Below are 24,373 nucleotides of genomic sequence, written 5' to 3' on the forward strand. Positions count from 1 at the left end.
ATGTCGGGTACCGAAGAGAAGCTCCGCCAGTACCTCAAGAAGGTCACGGCCGATCTGGGGCAGACACGTCGGCGGCTTCGCGAGATGGAGGAGCGGTCACAGGAGCCGGTGGCCATCGTGAGCATGGCCTGCCGGTTCCCCGGCGGGATCGCGTCGCCCGAGGACCTGTGGGAGCTGGTCGCCTCGCGCGGGGACGCGATCGGGGAGTTCCCGACCAACCGCGGCTGGCACCCCGAGGCCCTCTACCACCCCGACCCCGACCACTCCGGCACCAGCTACGTCCGCCACGGCGGATTCCTGGACCGGGCCGACGGCTTCGACGCCGCCTTCTTCGGCATCAGCCCGCGCGAGGCCCTGGCGGCCGAACCCCAGCAGCGCCAACTGCTGGAAGTCTCCTGGGAGGTGCTCGAACGCGCGGGAATCGATCCCACCTCGCTCAAGGGCACCCCCACCGGGGTCTACGCGGGCGCCGGAATTCTCGGTTTCGGCACCCCGCAGATCGAAAAGAGCGCGGAAGGATATCTGCTCACCGGAAACACCCTGAGCGTCGTCTCCGGCCGGGTGGCCTTCACCCTCGGCCTGGAGGGGCCCGCGGTGACGGTGGACACCGCCTGCTCGTCATCGCTGGTCGCCATGCATCTCGCCTGCCAGGCGCTGCGGCAGGGCGAATGCACCCTCGCCCTGGCCGGCGGCGTGACCGTGATGACCACCCCGAACACCTTTGTGGAATTCTCCCGCCAGCGAGGACTGGCCCCCGACGGCCGCTGCAAGCCCTTCGCGGCCGCCGCCGACGGCACGGGCTTCTCGGAGGGCGTCGGGCTCCTGCTGCTGGAGCGGCTCTCCGACGCACAACGCAACGGCCACCAGGTGCTCGCGGTGATCCGTGGCTCGGCCATCAACCAGGACGGCGCGTCCAACGGCCTGACCGCGCCCAACGGCCCGTCCCAGCAGCGGGTGATCCGCCAGGCGCTGATCAACGCCCAGCTCTCCTCCGCCGAGGTGGACGCGGTGGAGGCACATGGCACGGGCACCACGCTCGGCGACCCGATCGAAGCCGAGGCGCTGCTCGCCGCGTACGGCGCGGACCGGCCGGAGGACCGGCCACTATGGCTCGGCTCGCTGAAGTCCAACATCGGCCATACCCAGGGTGCGGCGGGTGTCGCCGGTGTGATCAAGATGGTGATGGCGCTGCGCCATGAACTGCTGCCCGCCACGCTGTACGTCGATGAGCCGACCCCGCACGCGGACTGGTCCGGCGGCGCGGTGCGGCTGCTCACGGAGCCGGTGGAGTGGCCGAGGAACGAGCAGCCGCGCCGGGCCGGGGTCTCCGCGTTCGGGATCAGCGGCACCAATGCGCATGTGATCGTGGAGCAGGCTCCTGAGGAGGACGTGGAGTCGGTGTCCTCCGAGGTGGGTGGGGTGGTGCCGTGGGTGGTGTCGGGGCGGAGTGTGGAGGCGTTGCGGGGGCAGGCGGCGGCGTTGGCTGGGCGGGTGGGTGGTGCGGTGGAGCTGTCGTCTGTGGATGTGGGGTGGTCGTTGGTGACGACGCGGTCGGTGTTTGAGCATCGGGCGGTGGTGGTGGGTGATGACCGCGTCGAGCTGTTGGCCGCCGTGGAGGCGTTGGCCGAGGGTGTGCCGCGTCTGGGTGTGGTGCAGTCGGGTGGGGCGGCGTTGGTGGGTGATGTGGGTCCGGTGCTGGTGTTTCCGGGTCAGGGGTCGCAGTGGGTGGGGATGGGTGCGGAGTTGTTGGAGGTGTCGCCGGTGTTCGCGGCGCGGGTGGGGGAGTGTGAGCGGGCGCTGGCGCCGTATGTGGAGTGGTCGCTGACGGATGTGTTGCGTGGTGTGGAGGGTGCGGCGGATTTGGGGCGGGTGGATGTGGTGCAGCCGGTGTTGTGGGCGGTGATGGTGTCGTTGGCTGCGGTGTGGACGGGGTATGGGGTGCGTCCTGCTGCGGTGGTGGGTCATAGTCAGGGTGAGATCGCGGCTGCGGTGGTGGCGGGTGCGTTGTCGTTGGAGGACGGCGCGAAGGTGGTGGCGCTGCGGAGTAGGGCGTTGCGGCGGTTGGCCGGTGGTGGGGCGATGGCTTCGCTCGGCGTTGGCCAGGAGCGGGCGGGGGAGTTGCTCTCCGGCCTGGGCGATCAGGCCGCCGAAGTAGGCGTGGCCGCAGTCAATGGGCCCTCTTCCACGGTGGTTTCGGGTCCGCCGGGGCAGGTGGCCGCTGTCGTTGCGGCGTGTCAGGAGGTGGGGGAGCGGGCGCGGTTGATCGAGGTGGATTATGCCTCGCATGGTCCTCAGGTGGAGGAGATCAGGGATGAGTTGAATGAGGTTCTGGCGGGTGTTCGTCCGGTTGGTGGTGGGGCGGATGAGGTGGCGTTCTATTCGACGGTGACCGGTGATCGGGTGGACGCTTCCGTGCTGGAGGCGGGCTATTGGGTGTCGAATGTGCGGGAGCGGGTGCGGTTTGCCGATGCCGTCGAGGCGTTGTTGGCGGATGGGCATCGGGTGTTCATCGAGGCCAGCAGTCACCCCGTGTTGACTCTCGGTTTGCAGGAGACGTTCGAGCAGGTGGGTGTGGACGCGGTTGCCGTGCCCACGCTGCGTCGCGATCACGGTGGGCAGGCCCAGCTCCTCCACTCACTGGGCCAGGCGTTCATCGCCGGGGTCGAGGTGGACTGGAGGGCCGCGTTCCCGGGCGACCCCACGCCTCGTACGGTCGATCTGCCCACGTACGCCTTCCAGCACCAGCGTTACTGGATGAACGGCTCGGGCGCGGTCGGCGACCCCACCGGCCTCGGCCTGGTCGCCGCGGATCATCCCTTACTGGGCGCCGCCGTTGAGCTGGCCGATGGCAGCACCCACCTGCTCACCGGGCGTATCGCGGCCGCTGGCGGTGACGACTGGCTCGGCGAACACATCGTGGCGAACGCCGTCCTGGCCCCGGGTGCTGCGCTGGTGGAGTGGGCGTTGCGGGCGGCTGACGAGGTCGGCTGCGGTGGGATCGAGGAGCTGGCTCTCCAGGTGCCGTTGGTGCTGCCGGAGTCGGGCGGGCTGCGCATCCAGGTGGCGGTCGGCGCCGCGGCGGAGGACGGGCGGCGCGATGTGCGGATCTACTCCCGTCCGGACGGCGAGGGTGATGCGGGCTGGCTGTGCCACGCCGAAGGGTTGCTGAGTCCGACACCGGAAGGCGCGGGCCAGTCGGCTGAGGGACTGGGCGGAACATGGCCTCCGGCGAGTGCGAAACCGGTGGATCTGGAAGGTTTTTACGAGCGTTCCGAGGCGGCAGGCTATGCGTATGGGCCGTCGTTCCAGGGGCTGCGTGCCGTGTGGCGGGACGGCGCTGACCTGCTGGCCGAGGTGGTGCTGCCCGAGGCGGCGGGGGACGCGGACGGCTTCGGTATCCACCCGGCGCTGCTCGACGCCGCCCTGCATCCGGCTCTCCTGCTCGACACCGGATCCGAGTGGGAGCGGGACGGCGGCCAGGTGCTGCTGCCGTTCGCCTGGAACGGGGTGTCGTTGTGGGCCGCTGGGGCGAGCACGGTGCGCGTGCGGCTCACCCCGCATGGGGACGGCGCCGAGGGTGAGCGCGGGCTGAGGCTGGTGGTGGCCGATGCCGTGGGCGACCCCGTTCTGACGGTCGACTCCCTGGTGACGCGACCGGCGTCCGTAGAGCAGTTGCGGGGGGCCGCGGCGGCACGTGGTGTGGACGGTCTGTTCGTTCTGGACTGGACCCCACTGCCGCAGCCCACAGGGGCCGATGGGCCTGTGGCCGATCGCGACACCTGGGCGGTGCTGGCGACCGAGGGGGCGTATCCGGATCTGGAGGCGTTTCTCGCGGGGCTCGATGACGGGAAGCCGGTCCCGGCCGTGGTTCTCGCCGAGTTCCCGCGCTCGGACGCCGACGCCGACACCGCGACCGATATGGCGGCTGCTGGTCTGGCAGTGGCACAACACGCCCTGGAACTGGTGCGGAAGTGGCTGACCGAGCCGCGGCTGACCGATGCCCGGTTGGTCGTGGTGACGCGTGGCGCGGTCGCCGTCACCGACGCCGAGGGCGATACGGACGTGGCTGCCGCCGCGCTATGGGGTCTCCTGCGGAGCGCGCAGGCGGAGAACCCGGGACGCTTCGTTCTGCTCGACCTCGGACTGGATCTCGACCTCGAACTGGATGCAGATCGAGAGCTCGGCCTGCACCTGCGGGACGCCATCACCCAGGCGGCGGACCTGGATGAGCCGCAGTTGGCCGTACGGGACGGCCGGGCGTGGGTGCCACGGCTGGTCCGTGCCTCCGCCGACAGCGGTCCGGAGGAGCGGGACAACCCGGCGGCGCTCGATCCTGCCGGCACCGTGCTGGTGACGGGCGGCACCGGCACCCTGGGCGGCCTGGTGGCCGAGCACCTGGTGCGCACCTGGCAGGTCGGCCATCTGCTTCTGGTGAGCCGTCGCGGGCCGGACGCCCCGGGGGCCCACGATCTGGCCGCCCGCCTGGAAGGGCTGGGTGCGCGGGTGCGGATCGCCGCCGTGGACGTCACGGACGCGTCGGCGGTGGCCGAGCTGGTGGCGGGGGTCGATGCCGAGCATCCGCTGACCGGTGTCATCCATGCCACGGGGCTGCTCGACGACGCGGTGATGACTTCGCAGACACCCGAACGGCTGGCCCGGGTGTGGGCGGCCAAGGCCACGGGCGCGGCACATCTGCACACCGCCACCGCGGGCCTTCCGCTGTCCCTGTTCGCGATGTTCTCATCGGCCGCCGGAGTCATGGGCAGCCCAGGGCAGGCCAACTACGCGGCGGCGAACGCCTTTTGCGACGCTCTCGCCGCCCACCGTCAGGCCCGCGGCCTTCCCGGGCTGGCGGTGGCCTGGGGCCTGTGGGCCCAGTCCAGTGAGATGACCGGAAAGCTCGCCGTGACGGACCGGGCTCGGATGTCCCGCTCGGGCATCGCCGCGATGTCCAGCGAGAAGGCGCTGGGCCTGCTCGATGCCGCCTGTGTGCAGGGCGGCCCCCTGTGCGTCGCCGCCGCCGTCGATCCGGCCGGGGTGGCTGGTGGGGATCTTCCGGCGGTGCTGCGGGGTTTGGCGGCTGGTCGTACCAGGCGGCGGATCGCCGAGGGCGGCCCGTCGGCTTCGGGGTTGGCTGCGCGGTTGGTGGGGTTGGGGGCTGGTGCTCGGTTGGATGTGGTGGTGGAGGTGGTGCGGGGTGGTGTGGCGGTGGTGTTGGGGTTTGGTTCTGCGAGTGAGGTGCGGGTGGATGCTGCGTTCAAGGAGTTGGGTTTTGATTCGTTGACGGCGGTGGAGTTGCGTAATCGGTTGTCGGTGGTGACGGGGTTGCGGTTGCCGGCGACGATGGTGTTCGACTATCCGACGCCTCGGGTGTTGGCCGAGTATCTGTGCACCCGGCTGACCGGCGAGACCGCCGGGTCGGCCGCGCACGCGCCCGTCGTAACGGCGGCCGATGCGGATGAGCCGATCGCCATCGTCGCGATGACCTGCCGGTTTCCGGGCGGGGTCAGCTCCCCGGAGGAGCTCTGGAATCTGGTCGCCTCGGGCCGTGACGCCATCGGGGAGTTTCCGACCGGCCGAGGCTGGGACCTGGACGGGCTCTTCCACCCCGACCCGGACCACCCCGGCACCTCGTACGCGCGCAAAGGCGGATTCCTGTACGACGCCGATGCGTTCGACGCGGCGTTCTTCGGGATCAATCCGCGGGAGGCGCTGGCCACCGATCCGCAGCAGCGGTTGCTGCTGGAGGCGTCGTGGGAGGTGCTGGAGCGGGCGGGGATCGACCCGGTGTCGTTGAAGGGAAGCCCGACCGGTGTCTATGCGGGCGTGATGTACCACGACTACGCGGCGGGGCTCAGCGGCGGCGACGCGCGGCTGGAAGGCTATGCGATGCTGGCCAGTTCGGGCAGCGTGGTGTCGGGTCGGGTGGCGTACACGTTGGGCTTTGAGGGTCCTGCGGTGACGGTGGATACGGCGTGTTCGTCGTCGTTGGTGGCGATGCATCTGGCGGCGCAGGCGTTGCGGCAGGGGGAGTGCACTCTGGCGTTGGCCGGTGGGGTGACGGTGATGGCCACCCCGGATGTGTTCACCGGTTTCTCCCGCCAGCGCGGTCTGGCTCCCGATGGCCGGTGCAAGCCCTTCGCGGCCGCTGCCGACGGCACCGGCTGGAGCGAAGGCGTGGGCGTTCTGCTGTTGGAGCGGCTGTCGGACGCCCGGCGCAACGGTCACGACGTCCTGGCCGTGATCCGTGGGTCGGCCGTCAACCAGGACGGTGCGTCGAACGGACTCACCGCGCCGAACGGCCCCTCGCAGCAGCGAGTCATCCGCCAAGCACTGACGAGCGCCGGGCTGTCGCCGTCCGACATCGATGCGGTGGAGGCGCATGGCACGGGTACGACGCTGGGTGATCCGATCGAGGCGCAGGCGCTGCTGGCCACCTACGGTCAGGATCGCCCTGCCGGGCAGCCGCTGCTGCTCGGCTCGATCAAGTCCAACATCGGCCATGCCCAGGCGGCGGCGGGCGTGGCGGGTGTCATCAAGATGGTGCAGGCGATGCGCCACGGCACGCTGCCCGCCTCTCTGCACATTGACGAACCCACTCCCCATGTGGACTGGGACAGCGGCGCGGTACGGCTGCTGACCGAGGCGGTGCAGTGGCCGAACGGTGAGCGGCCGCGCCGGGCCGGTGTGTCCTCGTTCGGCGCCTCCGGCACCAACGCCCATCTCCTTCTGGAGCAGGCCCCCGAGCCGGTCGAGCGTGTCACCACCGTACCCGTGATCTCCCCCGCTATGCGGGCGGTTCCATGGACGCTGTCCGCGCGGAGTGGGGAGGCGCTGCGCGGCCAGGCCGCCGCGCTGGCCGAACGCATGGCCAACTCCTCCGATGTGACGGCAGTCGAGGTGGGCTGGTCACTTGCCACCACACGATCGCTCTTCGAGCACCGGGCGGTGGCGTTGGGTGATGACCGCGCCGAGCTGTTGGCCGCGGTGGAGGCGCTGGCGAGCGGTGAGCCGCATCCGGGTGTGGTGCTCCCCGCCAGTGGCGCGGCGACGGGCAAGACCGTGTGGCTTTTCAGCGGTCAGGGCAGCCAGCGCCAGGGGATGGGGGCCGGGCTGTACGAACGGTTCCCGGTGTTCGCCACGGCGTTCGACGAGGTCTGCGGCCTGCTCGACCCCCACCTGGAACATCCCCTTCGCGACGTGGTTTTCCACGGTGTGGCCGAACGGCCGGGGTTGCTGGACCACACCACCTACGCCCAGGCCGGACTGTTCGCCCTGCATATCGCCCTGGCCCGCCTGCTCGACTCACTCGGCGTACGCCCCGACGCCGTGATCGGACACTCCATCGGTGAGATCGCTGCCGCCCATGTCGCCGGAGTCTTCGACCTCCCCGACGCCTGCCGTCTCGTCGCCGCCCGCGCCACCCTGATGGGTGGGCTTCCCGAGGGCGGAGGCATGGTCACCATCGCGGCCACCGCCGACGAACTCGCCGAGGAGCTGGCCCGATACGACGGCCAGGTGGGCGTCGCTGCCCTGAACAGCCCCGGCAACACCGTCGTCTCCGGCCCGGTCGAGCTGGTCGCCGACCTCGGCAACGTCTGGGCGGCGAAGGGCCGCAAGACCAGGACCCTGACCGTCAGCCACGCCTTCCACTCCCCGCTGATGGACCCCATCCTGGAGCCGTTCGCGCAGGCCATCGACGGTCTGACCTTCCAGCCGCCCACCCTTCCGGTGCTCAGCAACCTCACCGGTGAGCCGGCCGACGAGGAGATGGCCACGCCGGGGTACTGGGTGTGCCACATCCGCCAACCTGTCCGCTTCCATCCCGCCGTCGCTCATATCGCACCCGCAACCGGCGTCTTCCTCGAGCTCGGCCCCGACTCCGTCCTGGCCACCGCGACCCAGCACACTCTTCAGCACCTCACCGCCGACGAGGCGACGACCGACGCCGACGCCGACGCCGACGCCGACGCCGACGAGGGCGGGGCCGGGGCCGGGCGGCCGACTCCGCTGGTGACGGCCACCCTGAGCCGTAAGCGACCCGATGGGCACGCACTCGGCCACGCCCTCGCTCAACTGCACACGCATGGCACGGATGTCGACTGGGCCCACTGGTTCCCGGCCGACCCGGCGCCCCGGACGGCCGAGCTGCCCACGTACGCCTTCCAGCGCGAGCGCTACTGGCTGGCCCAGGGCGGTGGCGTCGGGGATGTGGGCGCCGCCGGGCTGCAGCGGGTCGAGCATGCGCAGTTGCCGGCGGCCGTCGGGCTCGCCGATGGCGGGCTGGTACTCACCGGCCGGATCTCGGCCGGTGGCGCCGGGGGCTGGCTGGCCGAGCATGTGATGGCGGGCGCCGTGCTGGCGCCGGGCGCGGCGCTGGTGGAGTGGGCGCTGCGGGCCGCCGATGAGGCGGGCTGTGGTGGAGTGGAGGAGCTGGCGCTCCAGGTCCCGCTCGTCCTGCCCGCGTCCGGTGGGCTGCGCGTGCAGGTGGTGGTCGGCGTGGCCACCGAGGACGGGCGGCGTGATGTACGGGTGTACTCCCGGCCCGACCGTGATGTCGAGCCCGGTGCCGAAGCGGGCTGGGTGTGCCATGCCGAGGGCGTCCTGAGTCCGCCGTCCCGGCAGAGCCCCGCGCGGGGCCCGGTGGACGAGCCGGGCGGGGTATGGCCCCCGGCGGGCGCGGAACCCGTACGGCTCGACGGGTTTTACGAGCGCGCCGCGGCGTCGGGATACGCCTACGGGCCGTCGTTCCGTGGCCTGCGGGCCGTATGGCGGGATGGCGCGGATGTGTTCGCCGAAGTGGCGCTGCCCGAGGCCGCCGGAGAGCCCGAGGGATTCGGTATTCATCCGGCACTGCTGGATGCCGCGCTCCATCCGGCGTTCCTTCTTGACCAGCCCGCGCAGGAGCATGAGGAGGACCGGGTGTGGCTGCCGTTCGCCTGGAACGGCGTGTCGCTGTGGGCGGGCGGTGCCACGACCGTACGGGTCCGGCTCTCGCCCCTGGAGCAAGAGGCGGGTGGCGCCGAGGGCGAGCGAGGTCTGCGGGTCGAGGTGGCCGACGCCCTGGGCGGTCCGGTGCTGACCGTCGACTCGCTGGTGATGCGACCGGCCGATGTCGACCGACTGCGGACGTCCGCCGGGCCCGAGGTGGACGGGCTGTTCACCCTGGAGTGGACGCCCCTGCCCGTGCCCGCACCGGACACCGGCGCAGGACGTCAGGAGCCGGATCCGGCGGACGGCGGCGAGTGGGTGGTTCTGGGCCCGCGGGAGTGCGGGCCGAGCGTGCCGGGTGCGGTACACCATCCGCATCTGGAGTCGTTGGTGTCCGCCCTCGACGGTGACGGTCCCGCCCCCTCGGTGGCCATCGCGTATCTGCCGGCGCTCGGCGGCCCGTCCGGCGGGGACGCGGGTACGGACCTGGCGGCCGCCGGTCTGGCGGCCTCGGAGTGGGTGCTGGAACTGGTGCGAGGCTGGCTGGCCGAACCGCGCCTGGCCGACGCCCGGCTGGTGGTGGTCACGCGGGGAGCGGTCGCCATCGACACCTCCGACCCTGAGGGCGCGCCCGAGGCGGACGGCGCCTCCGAGGCGGACGGCGCCTCCTGCACGGGCGGCGCCGGGGACGGTGGCCTGGACGTGGCCGGGGCCGCCATGTGCGGGCTGGTGCGCAGTGCGCAGGCGGAGAATCCGGGGCGATTCGTTCTGGTCGATCTCGACCCGGCCTCCGAGCCGCTCGAAGAGAGTGTGCGCAGCGCCGTGGCGTGGGCGGCGCACCTGGACGAGCCGCAGGTCGCGCTGCGGGCGGGGCGGCTCCGGGTGCCCCGGCTGATGCGTGCCGGTGGCGTGAGCAGTGGGGGTGTGGCCGCACTGGTGGGACAGCCCGCATGGCGGCTGGAGCCGACCGGCGCGGCCACGGTGGAGAACGTGAAGCCGGTGCCGTGCCCGGAGGTGCTCGAGCCCCTCGGACCGCGTCAGGTGCGGGTGGCGGTGCACGCGGCCGGCATCAACTTCCGCGACGCGCTCATCAGTTTGGGCATGGTCCCGGGCCAGACCGGGCTCGGTGGCGAGGGCGCCGGTGTGGTGCTGGACGTCGGCCCCGACGTGACCGGGGTCGCGGTGGGCGACCGGGTCATGGGGGTCTTCGACCGCGCGTTCGGCCCGACGGCGGTGACCGACGCCCGCATGGTGGCGCCCGTTCCCACCGGGTGGACCTCGGCGCAGGCGGCCTCGGTGCCGGTGGCGTTCCTGACCGCCTGGTACGGGCTCGTGGAGCTGGCTCGGCTCCAGGCCGGGGAGACGGTCCTGATCCATGCCGCGACCGGCGGTGTGGGCATGGCGGCGGTACGGATCGCCCGGCATCTGGGGGCGGAGGTCTACGCGACGGCGAGCCCCGGCAAGCATGAGGTGCTGGAGGCGATGGGCATCGACGAGGCACACCGGGCCTCGTCGCGCGATCTGGACTTCGAGGAGGTGTTCCGCGAGGCCACCGGCGGCCGTGGCGTCGATGTGGTGCTCAACAGCCTCGCCGGACCCTTCGTCGACGCCTCGCTGCGGCTGCTGGGTGAGGGCGGCCGGCTGATGGAGATGGGCAAGACCGACCTCCGTGACCCCGAGCGCGTCGCGGAGCAGCACCCCGGGGTGACGTACCAGGTCTACGACCTGATCACCGACGCCGGACCCGAACACATCGGCCGGATGCTGGGCGAACTGGGCGAGCTGTTCGCCACCGGAGCTCTGCGGCCGCTGCCGGTGCGGACCTGGCCGCTCAGCCGGACACGTGACGCGCTGCGCCATCTCAGCCAGGCCAAGCACACCGGCAAGCTGGTCCTGGACGTTCCCGCCCCGGTGGATCCGGACGGCACCGTCCTCATCACCGGTGGCACCGGCACCCTGGGCGCGCTGGTCGCCGAACACCTCGTACGCGTCTGGCGGATCGGGCATCTGCTGCTGGTGAGCCGCAGGGGCCCGGAAGCGCCGGGCGCCCGGGACCTCGCCGACCGGCTGACCGCCCTCGGCGCGCGGGTACGCATCGTCGCCGCCGATGTCACCGACGCGCCGGCCGTGGCCGATCTGGTGGCGGGGATCGACCCGGTGCATCCGCTGACCGGAGTCATCCACGCCGCCGGTGTGCTGGATGACGCCGTCGTCACCGCGCAGACTCCCGAGCGGCTGGCCCGGGTCTGGGCGGCGAAGGCCACCGCCGCCGCACATCTGCACGCCGCGACGGCACATCTGCGCCTGGGCGCGTTCGTGCTCTTCTCGTCGGCCGCCGGGGTCATGGGCAGCCCGGGACAGGCCAACTACGCGGCGGCCAACGCCTTCTGCGACGCGCTGGCGGCCCACCGCCAGGCACGGGGCCTGCCGACGGTCTCGGTGGCCTGGGGCCTGTGGGCCGAATCCAGCGACATGACCGGCGGCCTCGCCGACGCGGACCTGGCCCGGATGTCCCGCTCGGGCGTCACCGCGATGGCCGCCGACCATGCCCTCCGACTGCTCGACGCGGCGGCCGAGCACGGCGGCCACCAGCTGATCGCGGCGGACATGAACACCCGTGTCCTGGCCGCCCAGCCCGCCGACGGCCTCCCCGCCACGCTCCGCGCCCTCGCCGCATCCGGCACCGGTGGCGCGGCGGCACGGCGTACGGCCGCGGCAGCCGAAGCGCGGCCGGACGACTGGGCCGGCCGGCTGGCTGGCCTGTCCGCCGCGGAACAGCATCGCGCCGTACTCCAGTTGGTCCGTGGCCATGTGGCCACCGTGCTCGGGCATGCCGACGCCGAAGCGGTGCAGGCCGACACCAACTTCAAGGAGCTGGGCTTCGACTCGCTGACCGCCGTCGAACTGCGCAACCGGCTCGCCGCCGCCACCGGTCTGCGGCTGCCCGCCGCCCTCGTCTTCGACTATCCGGAAGCGGCCGTGCTCGCCGACTACCTGCTGGACCGCATCGCCCCGGCGGTCGGCGCCGCCACGGGCCGGGGCGGCGCCGATCCGGTCCTCAACGAACTGGCCAGGCTCGAAGCCACCCTGATCGGCCTCGAGATGAAAGACGACGATTCGGGGGCGGTCACGGCACGGCTCGAAAGCCTGCTGGCGAAGTGGAAGGCGACACGAAAGCCGGCGGAGGAAGAAAAGACCGCCGCGGAGAGGCTGGAGTCCGCGTCCGCGGCCCAGGTTCTCGACTTCATCGACAACGAACTGGGTGTGTCCTGAATGTGCCGGGCGCGACGATCGCTGAGGCCGGGTGAAACCTCATGGTGAACGTGAATGAAGAGAAACTGGTCGAGTATCTCAAGCGCGTCTCCGCGGATCTGCACGATACGCGCCTGCGTTTGCGCGAGGTGGAGGAGCGATACCAGGAGCCGATCGCGGTCGTGAGCATCGCGTGCCGCTTCCCGGGCGGAGTGAACACGCCCGAGGACCTGTGGCGGCTGGTCAACGGCGGTGTGGACGCCATCGGGGACTTCCCCACCGACCGCGGCTGGGATCTCGACAGCCTCTATCACCCGGACCCGGACCACCCCGGCACCACGTATGTCCGCCGGGGCGGATTCCTCTACGACGCCGACCGATTCGACCCGCAGTTCTTCGGCATCAGCCCACGCGAGGCGCTCGCCACCAGCCCTCAGCAGCGACTGCTGCTGGAAACCGCCTGGGAGGCATGCGAACGGGCGGGAATCGACCCGGTGTCCCTCAAGGGCTCCCGGACGGGCGTCTACGCCGGTACGGCGACCACCGGCGGCACCACATCGGGTGACCTTCCGCAGAAAGGATCCGAGGGATACGCGGGCACCGCACCGAGCCTGCTGTCGGGCCGGATCTCCTACACCTTCGGCCTGGAAGGACCGGCCGTCACGGTGGAGACGGCGTGCTCGTCCTCCCTGGTCGCGATTCATCTGGCCTGCCAGGCCCTGCGGCAGGAGGAGTGCACCCTGGCCCTGGCGGGCGGTGTGACGGTGATGGCCACCCCCGAGGTGTTCACCGGCTTCTCCCGGCAACGGGGGCTGTCCCCGGACGGGCGGTGCAAGGCGTTCTCGGTGAATGCGGATGGCACGGGGTGGGGCGAAGGCGTCGGACTCGTCCTGCTGGAACGGCTCTCCGACGCCCGGCGCAACGGGCATGAGGTGCTCGCCCTGATCCGTGGCTCGGCCATCAACCAGGACGGCGCCAGCAACGGCTTCACCGCGCCGAACGGCCCCTCCCAGCAGCGGGTGATCCGCCAGGCCCTCGCCAGCGCCCGGCTGGCCCCGTCCGAGGTGGACGCGGTGGAGGCGCATGGCACGGGCACCAGGCTGGGCGACCCGATCGAGGCCGACGCGCTGATCGCCACCTACGGCCGGGACCGGCCGGAGGACCGGCCGCTGTGGCTCGGCTCGCTGAAGTCGAACATCGGCCACACCCAGGGCGCGGCGGGCGTGGCCGGTGTGATCAAGATGGTGATGGCCCTGCGGCACGGCGTACTCCCGGCAACCCTTCATGCCGAGGAGCTGACGCCCCATGTGGAGTGGGACGGCGGCGGGGTGCGGCTGCTGACCGAGGCGGTGGAGTGGCCTGAGGGTGAGCGCCCGCGCCGGGCCGGTGTGTCGTCCTTCGGGATCAGCGGCACCAATGCGCATGTGATCGTGGAGCAGGCTCCTGAGGAGGACGTGGAGTCGGTGTCCTCCGAGGTGGGTGGGGTGGTGCCGTGGGTGGTGTCGGGGCGGAGTGTGGAGGCGTTGCGGGGGCAGGCGGCGGCGTTGGCTGGGCGGGTGGGTGGTGCGGTGGAGCTGTCGTCTGTGGATGTGGGGTGGTCGTTGGTGACGACGCGGTCGGTGTTTGAGCATCGGGCGGTGGTGGTGGGTGAGGGCTGTGGTGAGTTGGTTGCGGGGGTGGAGGCGTTGGCGGGGGGTGTGTCGCATCCGGGTGTGGTGGAGCCGGGTGGGGCGGCGTTGGTGGGTGATGTGGGTCCGGTGCTGGTGTTTCCGGGTCAGGGTTCGCAGTGGGTGGGGATGGGTGCGGAGTTGTTGGAGGTGTCGCCGGTGTTCGCGGCGCGGGTGGGGGAGTGTGAGCGGGCGCTGGCGCCGTATGTGGAGTGGTCGCTGACGGATGTGTTGCGTGGTGTGGAGGGTGCGGCGGATTTGGGCCGGGTGGATGTGGTGCAGCCGGTGTTGTGGGCGGTGATGGTGTCGTTGGCTGCGGTGTGGACGGGGTATGGGGTGCGTCCTGCGGCGGTGGTGGGTCATAGTCAGGGTGAGATCGCGGCTGCGGTGGTGGCGGGTGCGTTGTCGTTGGAGGACGGCGCGAAGGTGGTGGCGCTGCGGAGTAGGGCGTTGCGGCGGTTGGCCGGTGGTGGGGCGATGGCTTCGCTCGGCGTTGGCCAGGAGCGGGCGGGGGAGTTGCTCTCCGGCCTGGGCGATCAGGCCGCCGAAGTAGGCGTGGCCGCAGTCAATGGGCCCTCTTCCACGGTGGTTTCGGGTCCGCCGGGGCAGGTGGCCGCCGTCGTAGCCGCGTGTCAGGAGGTGGGGGAGCGGGCGCGGTTGATCGAGGTGGATTATGCCTCGCACGGTCCTCAGGTGGACGAGATCCGTGATGAGCTGAGCGAGGTCCTGGCCGGTGTCCTCCCGTTTGATACGTCCGGTTCGGGCACGGCGTTCTATTCGACCGTGACCGGTGGTCGTGCTGTCACCACCGACTTGGACACGGGCTACTGGGTGGCGAATCTGCGGGAGCGGGTGCGGTTCACCGATGCTGTTCAGGCGTTGCTGGCGGACGGGCATCGCGTGTTCATCGAGGCCAGTACGCATCCGGTGCTCACGCTCGGCCTGCAGGAGACCTTCGAGGAAACCGAGGTCACGGCCATCGCCGTGCCGACCCTGCGCCGGGATCACGGTGGCCGGGCCCAGCTCCTCCATTCGCTCGCCCAGGCGTTCACCGCCGGGGTCGACGTCGACTGGTCGGCCGCGTTCCCGGCCGACCCCACCCCTCGTACCGTCGATCTGCCCACGTACGCCTTCCAACGTCAGCGCTACTGGGCCACCGCCACCGGCGGACTCGGCGATGTGGGTGCTGCAGGGCTGCAGCGGGTGGAGCACCCGTTGTTGCGGGCGGCGGTAGGCCTTGCCGATGGCGGGCTGGTGCTGACCGGACGGGTGTCGACCACCGGTGGCGAGGGCTGGCTCGGTGACCATGTGGTCGCGGGAGCGCCACTGGTGCCGGGTGCGGCGTTGGTGGAGTGGGCGTTACGGGCGGCCGATGAGGTGGGCTGCGGCAGCATCGAGGAACTGGCGCTGCAGGTCCCGTTGGTGCTGCCGTCGTCGGGCGGGCTGCGGGTGCAGATCGTCGTGGGCGAGGCCGCCGAGGACGGGCGGCGCGATGTACGGGTGTACTCCCGGCCCGACCGCGATGTCCAGCCCGGCGCGGATCCGGACTGGGTGACCCATGCGGAGGGTGTCCTGAGCCCGCCCGCCACGCCGAGCGTGGCCGAGGAGCTGGGGGGAGTCTGGCCTCCCGAGGGCGCGAAGCCGATGGATGTCGGGGGGTTCTACGAGCATGCCGTGGCGGCGGGCTACGCGTACGGTCCGTCGTTCCAGGGGCTGCGTGCCGTGTGGCGCGACGGCGCCGACCTGCTGGCCGAGGTGGCGCTGCCCGAGTCGGCGGGGGACGCGGATGGCTTCGGCATCCATCCGGCACTGCTCGACGCCGCCCTGCATCCGATGCTGCTCACCGCAGACGCCGAGTCGGCCGACGACGATGGAATGAGACTGCCGTTCGCCTGGAACGGTGTCTCCCTGTGGGCGGCGGAGGCGACCACGGTCCGGGTCCGGCTCTCGCCCCGCCAGCCCTCTCCCCATCAGGACGGTGCGGTGGCGGAGGGCGGGTTGCGGGTGGTCGTGGCCGATGCCATGGGCGCCCCGGTGCTGACGGTCGACTCCCTGACGATGCGCCCCGCCGACCCCCGTCAGCTGAGGTCCGGGGACGGACGTGGCGTCGATGGGCTGTTCACGCTGGACTGGATCCCGATGCCCGACGTCGCGGAGGTGGACACCTCCGACGCCATGGGCTGGGTCGTGCTGGGCGAGGACGTCCTGCACCTGGCCGAGGAGCCCGGACTCGGCGATGAGGGAGTGGTGTGCCATCCGGGTCTCGAAGCGCTGGTCGCCGCGCTCGACGACGGCACGCCACCTCCCGCCTTCGCCGTGACCTGCCTATCCGCAGGCGGTGGCCCGCACGAGGCCGGAGTCGTGGCAAGGGCGGCCGACGGCTTGGCTGCCGTCGGCCGAGCGCTGGAGCTCGTGCAGAGGTGGCTGGCCGAACCGCGACTGATCGACACCCGGTTGATGGTGGTGACACGCGGGGCGGTGTCGACCGAAGCCCCTGAAGATGGGGACACCGGTAACCAAGAGCTGGATGTGGCCGCAGCGGGGCTGTGGGGGCTGCTGCGGAGTGCGCAGGCGGAACACCCGGACCGGTTCGTCCTCCTCGACCTTCACCAGGCCACCGATCCGGCCGCGGGTGATGTGACGGATGCCGTGGCCCGTGCCGTACGGGCGGATGAGCCACAGGCGGCGCTGCGTGCCGGGCGGTTGATGGTGCCCCGGCTGATGCGCGCACGCGACACCGAGGGCGCCGCCGAGAGCGAACCCGGAGGGCTGACCCCTGGCGGGCTCGCCCCCGACGGTACGGTGCTGATCACCGGGGGTACCGGCCTGCTGGGCGGTCTGGTGGCCGAGCATCTGGTGCGTACGTGGCAGGTCGAGCATCTGGTCCTGGTCAGCCGACGTGGCTTGGACGCGCCCGGTGCACCGGAGTTGGCCGAGCGGCTGAGCGACCTGGGCGCGCAGGTGCGAATCGCCACGGTGGATGTCACGGACGGTGACGCGGTGGCCGACGCGGTGGCCGGTATCGACCCGGCGCATCCGCTGACCGGTGTCATTCATGCGGCCGGGCTGCTGGATGACGCGGTGGTCACCTCGCAGACCCGGGAACAGGTGGCGCGGGTCTGGGCGGCGAAGGCCGCAGCGGCCGCCCATCTGCACACCGCTACGGCGGATCTTCCGCTTCGCATGTTCGTGATGTTCTCCTCGGCAGCCGGGGTCGTGGGCAACGCGGGTCAGGCCGGATACGCGGCGGCGAATGCGTTTGTCGATGCCCTGGTCGCCCACCGGCAGGCGCTGGGACTGCCCGGGCTTTCGCTGGCATGGGGGCTGTGGGCCCAGTCGAGCGAGATGACCGGGCATCTGGGTCGGGCGGACCTGACACGACTGCGCGGGATGAGGCCGTTGTCGTCCGAGCGCGGGCTGGCCCTGCTGGACGCCGCATGCAGCTTCGCGAACCCGCTGATGGTGGCCGTGGACTTCGATCCGGCCGGGGCGGCCGGTGAGGATCTTCCGGCGGCGCTGCGGGGTTTGGTGGCTGCTCGTACCAGGCGGCGGATCGCCGAGGGCGGCCCGTCGGCTTCGGGGTTGGCTGCGCGGTTGGTGGGGTTGGGGGCTGGTGCTCGGTTGGATGTGGTGGTGGAGGTGGTGCGGGGTGGTGTGGCGGTGGTGTTGGGGTTTGGTTCTGCGAGTGAGGTGCGGGTGGATGCTGCGTTCAAGGAGTTGGGTTTTGATTCGTTGACGGCGGTGGAGTTGCGTAATCGGTTGTCGGTGGTGACGGGGTTGCGGTTGCCGGCGACGATGGTGTTCGACTATCCGACGCCTCGGGTGTTGGCCGAGTATCTGTGCACCCGGCTGACCGGCGAGACCGCCGGTTCCCGTGCACCCGTCGCTGCGAGGGCCGATACGGACGATCCCGTGGCGATCATCGGGATGACCTGCCGTTTTCCGGGAGGCGCGAACTCCCCTGAAGCGTTGTGGGACCTGGTCGCCTCGGGGAAGGACGTGATCGGGGAGTTTCCGACCGGCCGAGGCTGGGACCTGGACGGGCTCTTCCATCCGGACCCCGATCACCCGGGCACCAGCTATGCCCATGAGGGCGCCTTCCTCTATGACGCCGATGCGTTCGACGCGGCGTTCTTCGGGATCAACCCGCGGGAGGCGCTGGCCACCGATCCGCAGCAACGGTTGCTGCTGGAGGCGTCGTGGGAGGTGCTGGAGCGGGCGGGGATCGACCCGGTGTCGTTGAAGGGCAGTCCGACCGGTGTCTATGCGGGCGTGATGTACCACGACTACGCGGCCGGGCTCAGCGGCGGCGACGCGCGGCTGGAAGGCTATGCGATGCTCGCGGGTTCGGGCAGCGTGGTCTCGGGTCGGGTGGCGTACACGTTGGGCTTTGAGGGTCCTGCGGTGACGGTGGATACGGCGTGTTCGTCGTCGTTGGTGGCGATGCATCTGGCGACGCAGGCGTTGCGGCAGGGGGAGTGCACCCTGGCCCTGGCGGGCGGTGTGACGGTGATGGCCACCCCGGATGTGTTCACCGGTTTCTCCCGCCAGCGCGGTCTGGCTCCCGATGGCCGGTGCAAGCCCTTCGCGGCCGCTGCCGACGGGACGGGCTGGGGCGAGGGCGTGGGTGTTCTGCTGTTGGAGCGGCTGTCGGACGCCCGGCGCAACGGTCATGAGGTGCTGGCGGTGATCCGTGGTTCGGCCGTGAATCAGGACGGTGCGTCGAACGGGTTGACGGCGCCGAACGGTCCCTCGCAGCAGCGGGTGATTCGTCAGGCGCTGGCGAGCGCCGGGCTGACGGTCTCGGATGTCGATGCGGTGGAGGCGCATGGCACGGGTACGACGCTGGGTGATCCGATCGAGGCGCAGGCGCTGCTGGCCACCTATGGTCAGGATCGCCCCGCTGGGCAGCCGCTGTTGCTCGGCTCGATCAAGTCCAACATTGGGCATACGCAGGCGGCGGCGGGTGTGGCGGGTGTCATCAAGATGGTGCAGGCGATGCGCCATGGGACGCTGCCTGCCTCCCTGCATATCGATGAGCCGAGCCCGCATGTGGACTGGGACAGCGGCGCGGTACGGCTGCTGACCGAGGCGGTGGAGTGGCCGAACGGTGAGCGGCCACGCCGCGCCGGTGTGTCCTCGTTCGGCGCCTCCGGCACCAACGCCCATGTGATCCTCGAACAGGCTCCCGCTCCGCCCGAGGAGGACGAGCGGGCGGAGCCGGTCTCCTCCGACACGGGCACGGTCTCGTGGGTGCTCTCTGCGCGGAGTGCGGAGGCGCTGCGCGGCCAGGCTGCCGCCCTGGCTGAACGTGTGGGCGGCGCATCCGAGCTCTCATCCGTCGATGTGGGCTGGTCGTTGGTGACGACGCGGTCGGTGTTCGAGCATCGGGCGGTGGTGGTGGGTGATGACCGCGCCGAGCTGTTGGCCGCCGTGGAGGCGTTGGCCGAGGGCGTGGCGCATCTGGGTGTGGTGCAGTCGGGTGCGGCGGCGTTGGTGGGTGATGTGGGTCCGGTGCTGGTGTTTCCGGGTCAGGGTTCGCAGTGGGTGGGGATGGGTGCTGAGCTGCTGGAGGTGTCGCCGGTGTTCGCGGCGCGGGTGGGGGAGTGTGAGCGGGCGCTGGCGCCGTATGTGGAGTGGTCGCTCACCGATGTGTTGCGCGGCGCGGAGGGTGCGGCGGATCTGGGCCGGGTGGATGTGGTCCAGCCCGTTCTGTGGGCGGTGATGGTGTCGTTGGCGGCGGTGTGGGCCGGACATGGGGTGCGTCCTGCTGCGGTGGTGGGTCATAGTCAGGGTGAGATCGCGGCGGCTGTCGTCGCGGGAGCGCTGTCCCTGGAAGACGGTGCCAAGGTCGTGGCCTTGCGCAGCAAGGCGTTGCGACAGCTGGCCGGTGGTGGGGCGATGGCCTCACTCGGCGTTGGCCAGGAGCGGGCGGGCCAGTTGCTCTCTGACCTGGGCGATCAGGCCGCCGGGGTAGGCGTGGCGGCCGTCAACGGGCCTTCGTCGACGGTGGTTTCTGGTCCGCCGGAGCAGGTGGCCACTGTCGTAGCCGCATGCCAGGAGGTGGGGGAGCGGGCGCGGTTGATCGAGGTGGATTATGCCTCGCACGGTCCTCAGGTGGACGAGATCCGTGATGAGCTGAGCGAGGTTCTGGCCGGTGTCCGTCCGTTTGATACGTCCGGTTCGGGTACGGCGTTCTACTCGACGGTGACCGGCGGTCGTGCCGTCACCACCGACCTGGACACGGGCTACTGGGTGGCGAATCTGCGGGAGCGGGTGCGGTTCACCGATGCTGTTCAGGCGTTGCTGGCGGACGGGCATCGCGTGTTCATCGAGGCCAGTACGCATCCGGTGCTCACGCTCGGCCTGCAGGAGACCTTCGAGGAGACCGAGGTCACGGCCGTCACCGTGCCGACCCTGCGCCGGGATCACGGTGGCCGGGCCCAGCTCCTCCATTCGCTCGCCCAGGCGTTCACCGCCGGGGTCGACGTCGACTGGACCACCCTGTACCCGAGCTCCCCGGCACCCCGCGTGGTCGCGCTGCCCACCTACGCGTTCCAGCGCGAGCGCTACTGGCTCGACGGCCACGGTGGACGCGCCGGCGACCCGGCCGACCTCGGGCTCGTTTCCGCCGGACATCCGCTGCTGGGTGCCGCTGTGGAGCTTGCCGATGGCCGTGGCCATGTGCTGACGGGCTGGATTTCCGCCCGTACGCATACGTGGCTCGGTGAGCATGTGGTGGCGGACGCGGCGCTGGTCCCGGGCGCTGCGCTGGCCGAATGGGTGCTGCGGGCGGCCGATGAGGTCGGCTGTGGCGGTGTGGATGAACTGGCCCTGCGGGTGCCGCTGGTGCTGCCGTCGTCGGGCGGGCTGCGGGTGCAGGTCGTCGTGGGCGAGGCCGCCGAGGACGGGCGGCGCGATGTGCGGGTGTACTCCCGGCTCGCAGGTGAAGGAGACTCCGCCACGGGATGGGTGTGCCATGCGGAGGGCGTATTGAGCGCACCCTCGGACCGTTCCGATGAGGCGATGGGACTGGGCGGGGCGTGGCCCCCGGCCGGTGCGGCACCGCTCGGCGTCGAGGGGTTCTACGACCGGGTCGCCGCCTCGGGGTATGCGTACGGTCCGTCGTTCCAGGGGCTGCGGGCCGTGTGGCGGGACGGCGCGGATGTGTGTGCGGAGGTGGTCCTGCCCGAGGCCGCCGGGGAGCAGACCGGATTCGGCGTCCACCCGGCGCTGCTCGACGCCGCGCTGCATCCCGCACTGCTGATCGACCAGCTCGACGCGGACAACACCGAGACCGGTACCGAAGCCACCGATGGCCACGTCTGGCTGCCGTTCGCCTGGAACGGTGTGACGTTGTGGGCGGCCGGGGCCACCACGGTCCGGGTTCGGCTCTCTCCCCAGCAGGGGAATGCCGAGGGCGAGCGCGCCCTGCGGCTGACAGTGGCCGACCCCGTCGGCGCGCCGGTACTGACCGTGGACTCCGTGGCGATGCGGCCCGCGAGTGTCGATCAGTTGCGGGCGGCGGTGACTCACGGCAGCCACGGCACGGACAGCCTGTTCACCGTCGATTGGACTCCCCTGCCGCTCGCGGCCGGGGCCGAAGAGGTGGCGGCCGGGGCCGATGACTGGGCCGTCCTGGGCGCCGGCGGGCACCACCAGGATCCGGCTGCGCTGATCGCGGCACTCGGTGATGAGGAGCCGGTCCCGCCGGTCGTTCTCGCCGATATGACCGTCCTGACCGGCCCCATCGGTGTGGGCGTCGAGGAGGCGTCGGCCGAGGCGCTCTCGGCGACGGAACGGGCGCTGGAACTGGTGCGGAGCTGGCTCGCCGAACCGCGGTGGGCGGATGCGCGGTTGGTGGTGGTCACGCGAGGCGCGGTCGCGGTCGACGGTCCCGAGAGCACCACCCGGGTGGACCTGGCCGCGGCCGCCGTATGGGGCCTCGTACGCAGCGCACAGTCGGAGAACCCCGGCCGGTTCGTCCTCCTCGACCTCGACGACGACCTCCACGCCCACGCCGACCCCCAGGGCGGCCCCAAGGCCGCCCCCCACACTGACGCCGTGCGCATCGCCGTGGCGCGCGCCGTGGAGATGGACGAGCCCCAGCTGGCCCTGCGTGCCGGTCGGGCGCTGGTGCCCCGCCTGGTCCATGCCGGTACCGGGGGCGCCGGGCTGGTGGGCCCCGTGGAGCAGCCGGAGGCATGGCGGCTGGACACGGCGGGCACGGCGACCCTGGAGAACGTCGTACCCATGCCCTGCCTCGAGGTGCTGGAGCCCCTGGGCGCTGGCCAGGTACGGGTCGCCGTACGCGCCGCCGGGGTCAACTTCCGTGATGTGCTGGTCGGTTTGGGCATGGTGCCCGGACAGACCGGACTCGGCGGTGAGGGCGCCGGAGTCGTGGTGGACATCGGCCCCGAGGTGACCCAGGTGTCCGTGGGCGATCGGGTGATGGGCGTTCTCGACCAGGCGTTCGGACCACTGGCGGTCACCGACGCGCGGTTGCTGGCGCCGATTCCCGACGGCTGGAGTTTCCGGCAGGCGGCGGCCGTACCGGTGGCCTATCTGACCGCCTGGTACGGACTGACCGACCTCGCCGGGCTCCAGGCGGGTGAACGGGTGCTGATCCATGCCGCGACCGGTGGTGTGGGGACGGCCGCCGTGCGGATCGCGCGGCATCTGGGTGCGGAGGTCTATGCCACGGCGAGCCCGGGGAAGCATGCGGTGCTGGAGGCGATGGGCATCGATGAGGCGCACCGGGCCTCCTCACGCGATCTGGACTTCGAGGAGACGCTTCGGGAAGCCACGGGTGGCCGGGGTGTGGATGTGGTGCTCAACAGCCTCGCCGGGCCGTTTGTGGACGCCTCGCTCCGCCTCCTCCGCGGAGGCGGCCGGTTGCTGGAGATGGGCAAGACCGATATCCGCGACCCGGAACTCATCACCGCCGAGCATCCCGGGGTGTCCTACCGGGTCTATGACCTGATCACGGACGCCGGTCCGGACCGTATCGGCCAAATGCTGGACGAGCTGGGCGAGTTGTTCGCCTCCGAGCTTCTTGAGCCGCCTCCGGTACGGGCGTGGCCGCTGAGCCGGGCGCGTGAGGCGCTGCGGTATTTCAGTCAGGCCAAGCACACCGGCAAGCTGGTCCTGGACGTCCCCGCCCCGGTGGACCCGGACGGCACCGTGCTCATCACCGGTGGCACCGGCACCCTCGGCAAGCACGTCGCCGAGCACCTCGTCCGCGTCTGGAACATCCGCCACCTGCTGCTGGTGAGCCGCGGCGGCATGGACGCCCCCGGCGCACCGGAGCTGCTGGCCCACCTCACCGACCTGGGCGCCGAGCCCCGGATCGTGGCCGTGGACGTCACCGACGGCGCCGCGGTGAACGACCTCGTCGCGGGCGTCGATCCGGCGCACCCCCTGACCGGTGTCGTCCACGCGGCGGGTGTGCTGGACGATGCGATGGTCACCTCGCAGACCCCGGAGCGTCTGGCGCGGGTGTGGGCGCCCAAGGCCACGGCCGCGGCCCATCTCCATGCCGCCACCGCGCAGCTGCGGCTCGGCATGTTCGTGATGTTCTCCTCGGCCGCGGGGGTGATGGGCAGCCCCGGCCAGGCCAACTACGCCGCGGCCAACGCCTATTGCGACGCCCTGGCCACCCACCGCCAGGCCATGGGCCTCCCGGCGGCCTCGGTGGCCTGGGGGCTGTGGGCCGACGCCAGCGGGATGACCGGGCATCTGGACGAGGCGGACCTGGCCAGGATGTCCCGTTCCGGCATCGCCGCCATGTCCGGTGACCAGGCGCTGCGGCTGATGGACGCCGCCTGCTGGCACGGTGCCCCGCAGCCCGCGGCCGTTCAGCTCGACCTCCGGGCCCTGGCCGCTCAGCCCGCGGACACCTTGCCCGCCCTGCTGCGCACACTCGTCGACGACGGAACGACCACACGTCGTACCGCCGCCACCGGGGCGCCCGCCGCCGGTCTGGTCGCCCAGCTCGCGGCGGTGCCCTCGGAGGAACAGCACCGGATCCTGCTCACGCTGGTGCGCACGCAGGCCGCGGCGGTCCTGGGCCACACCGACGCCGGGGCGGTGTCCGCTGACATCCCCTTCAAGGATCTGGGCTTCGACTCGCTGACCGGTGTCGAACTGCGCAACCGGCTCGCCGCCGCCACCGGGCTGCGGCTGCCCGCCACCGTCGTCTTCCGGCATCCGACGCCCTCGGCCATCGCCGCCGAACTGCGCGAGAAGCTGTGCCCCGCCCAGGCGGACACCTCGGCCTCGTCGCCCGTCTTCGGTGAGCTGGAGAGGCTGGAGGCGGCGATGGCGCGCCTCGTACCCCACGACGAGGCCCGCGACCGGCTGGCGAAGCGCCTGGAGGCTCTGCTGTGGCGCCTGACCGACGACACACCGGCCGAGGCCACCGGCCGGCACCACCCCACCTCGGACGACGGCGCCCTCGACTCCGCGTCGGACGACGAGTTGTTCGAGTTCATCGACAGGGAACTGCCCTCTTGATCGTGAGT

At 71.5% G+C, this 24,373-nt stretch carries 2 protein-coding genes; both read left to right on the forward strand.

What is annotated here, in order from left to right:
• Window positions 1-12,204: a type I polyketide synthase gene (locus BLV72_RS34610; RefSeq protein WP_093467311.1), complete on the forward strand. Its 12,204-nt coding sequence runs from the start codon at window positions 1-3 to the stop codon at window positions 12,202-12,204.
• A gap of 41 nt (window positions 12,205-12,245) precedes the next feature.
• Window positions 12,246-24,365 carry a type I polyketide synthase gene (locus tag BLV72_RS34615; protein ID WP_093467312.1) on the forward strand — a complete coding sequence of 4,040 codons (12,120 nt, stop codon included), beginning with the start codon at window positions 12,246-12,248 and terminating at the stop codon, window positions 24,363-24,365.
• Window positions 24,366-24,373 lie beyond the last annotated feature (8 nt).

The organism is Streptomyces melanosporofaciens, from assembly GCF_900105695.1.
Lineage (GTDB): Bacteria > Actinomycetota > Actinomycetes > Streptomycetales > Streptomycetaceae > Streptomyces > Streptomyces antimycoticus.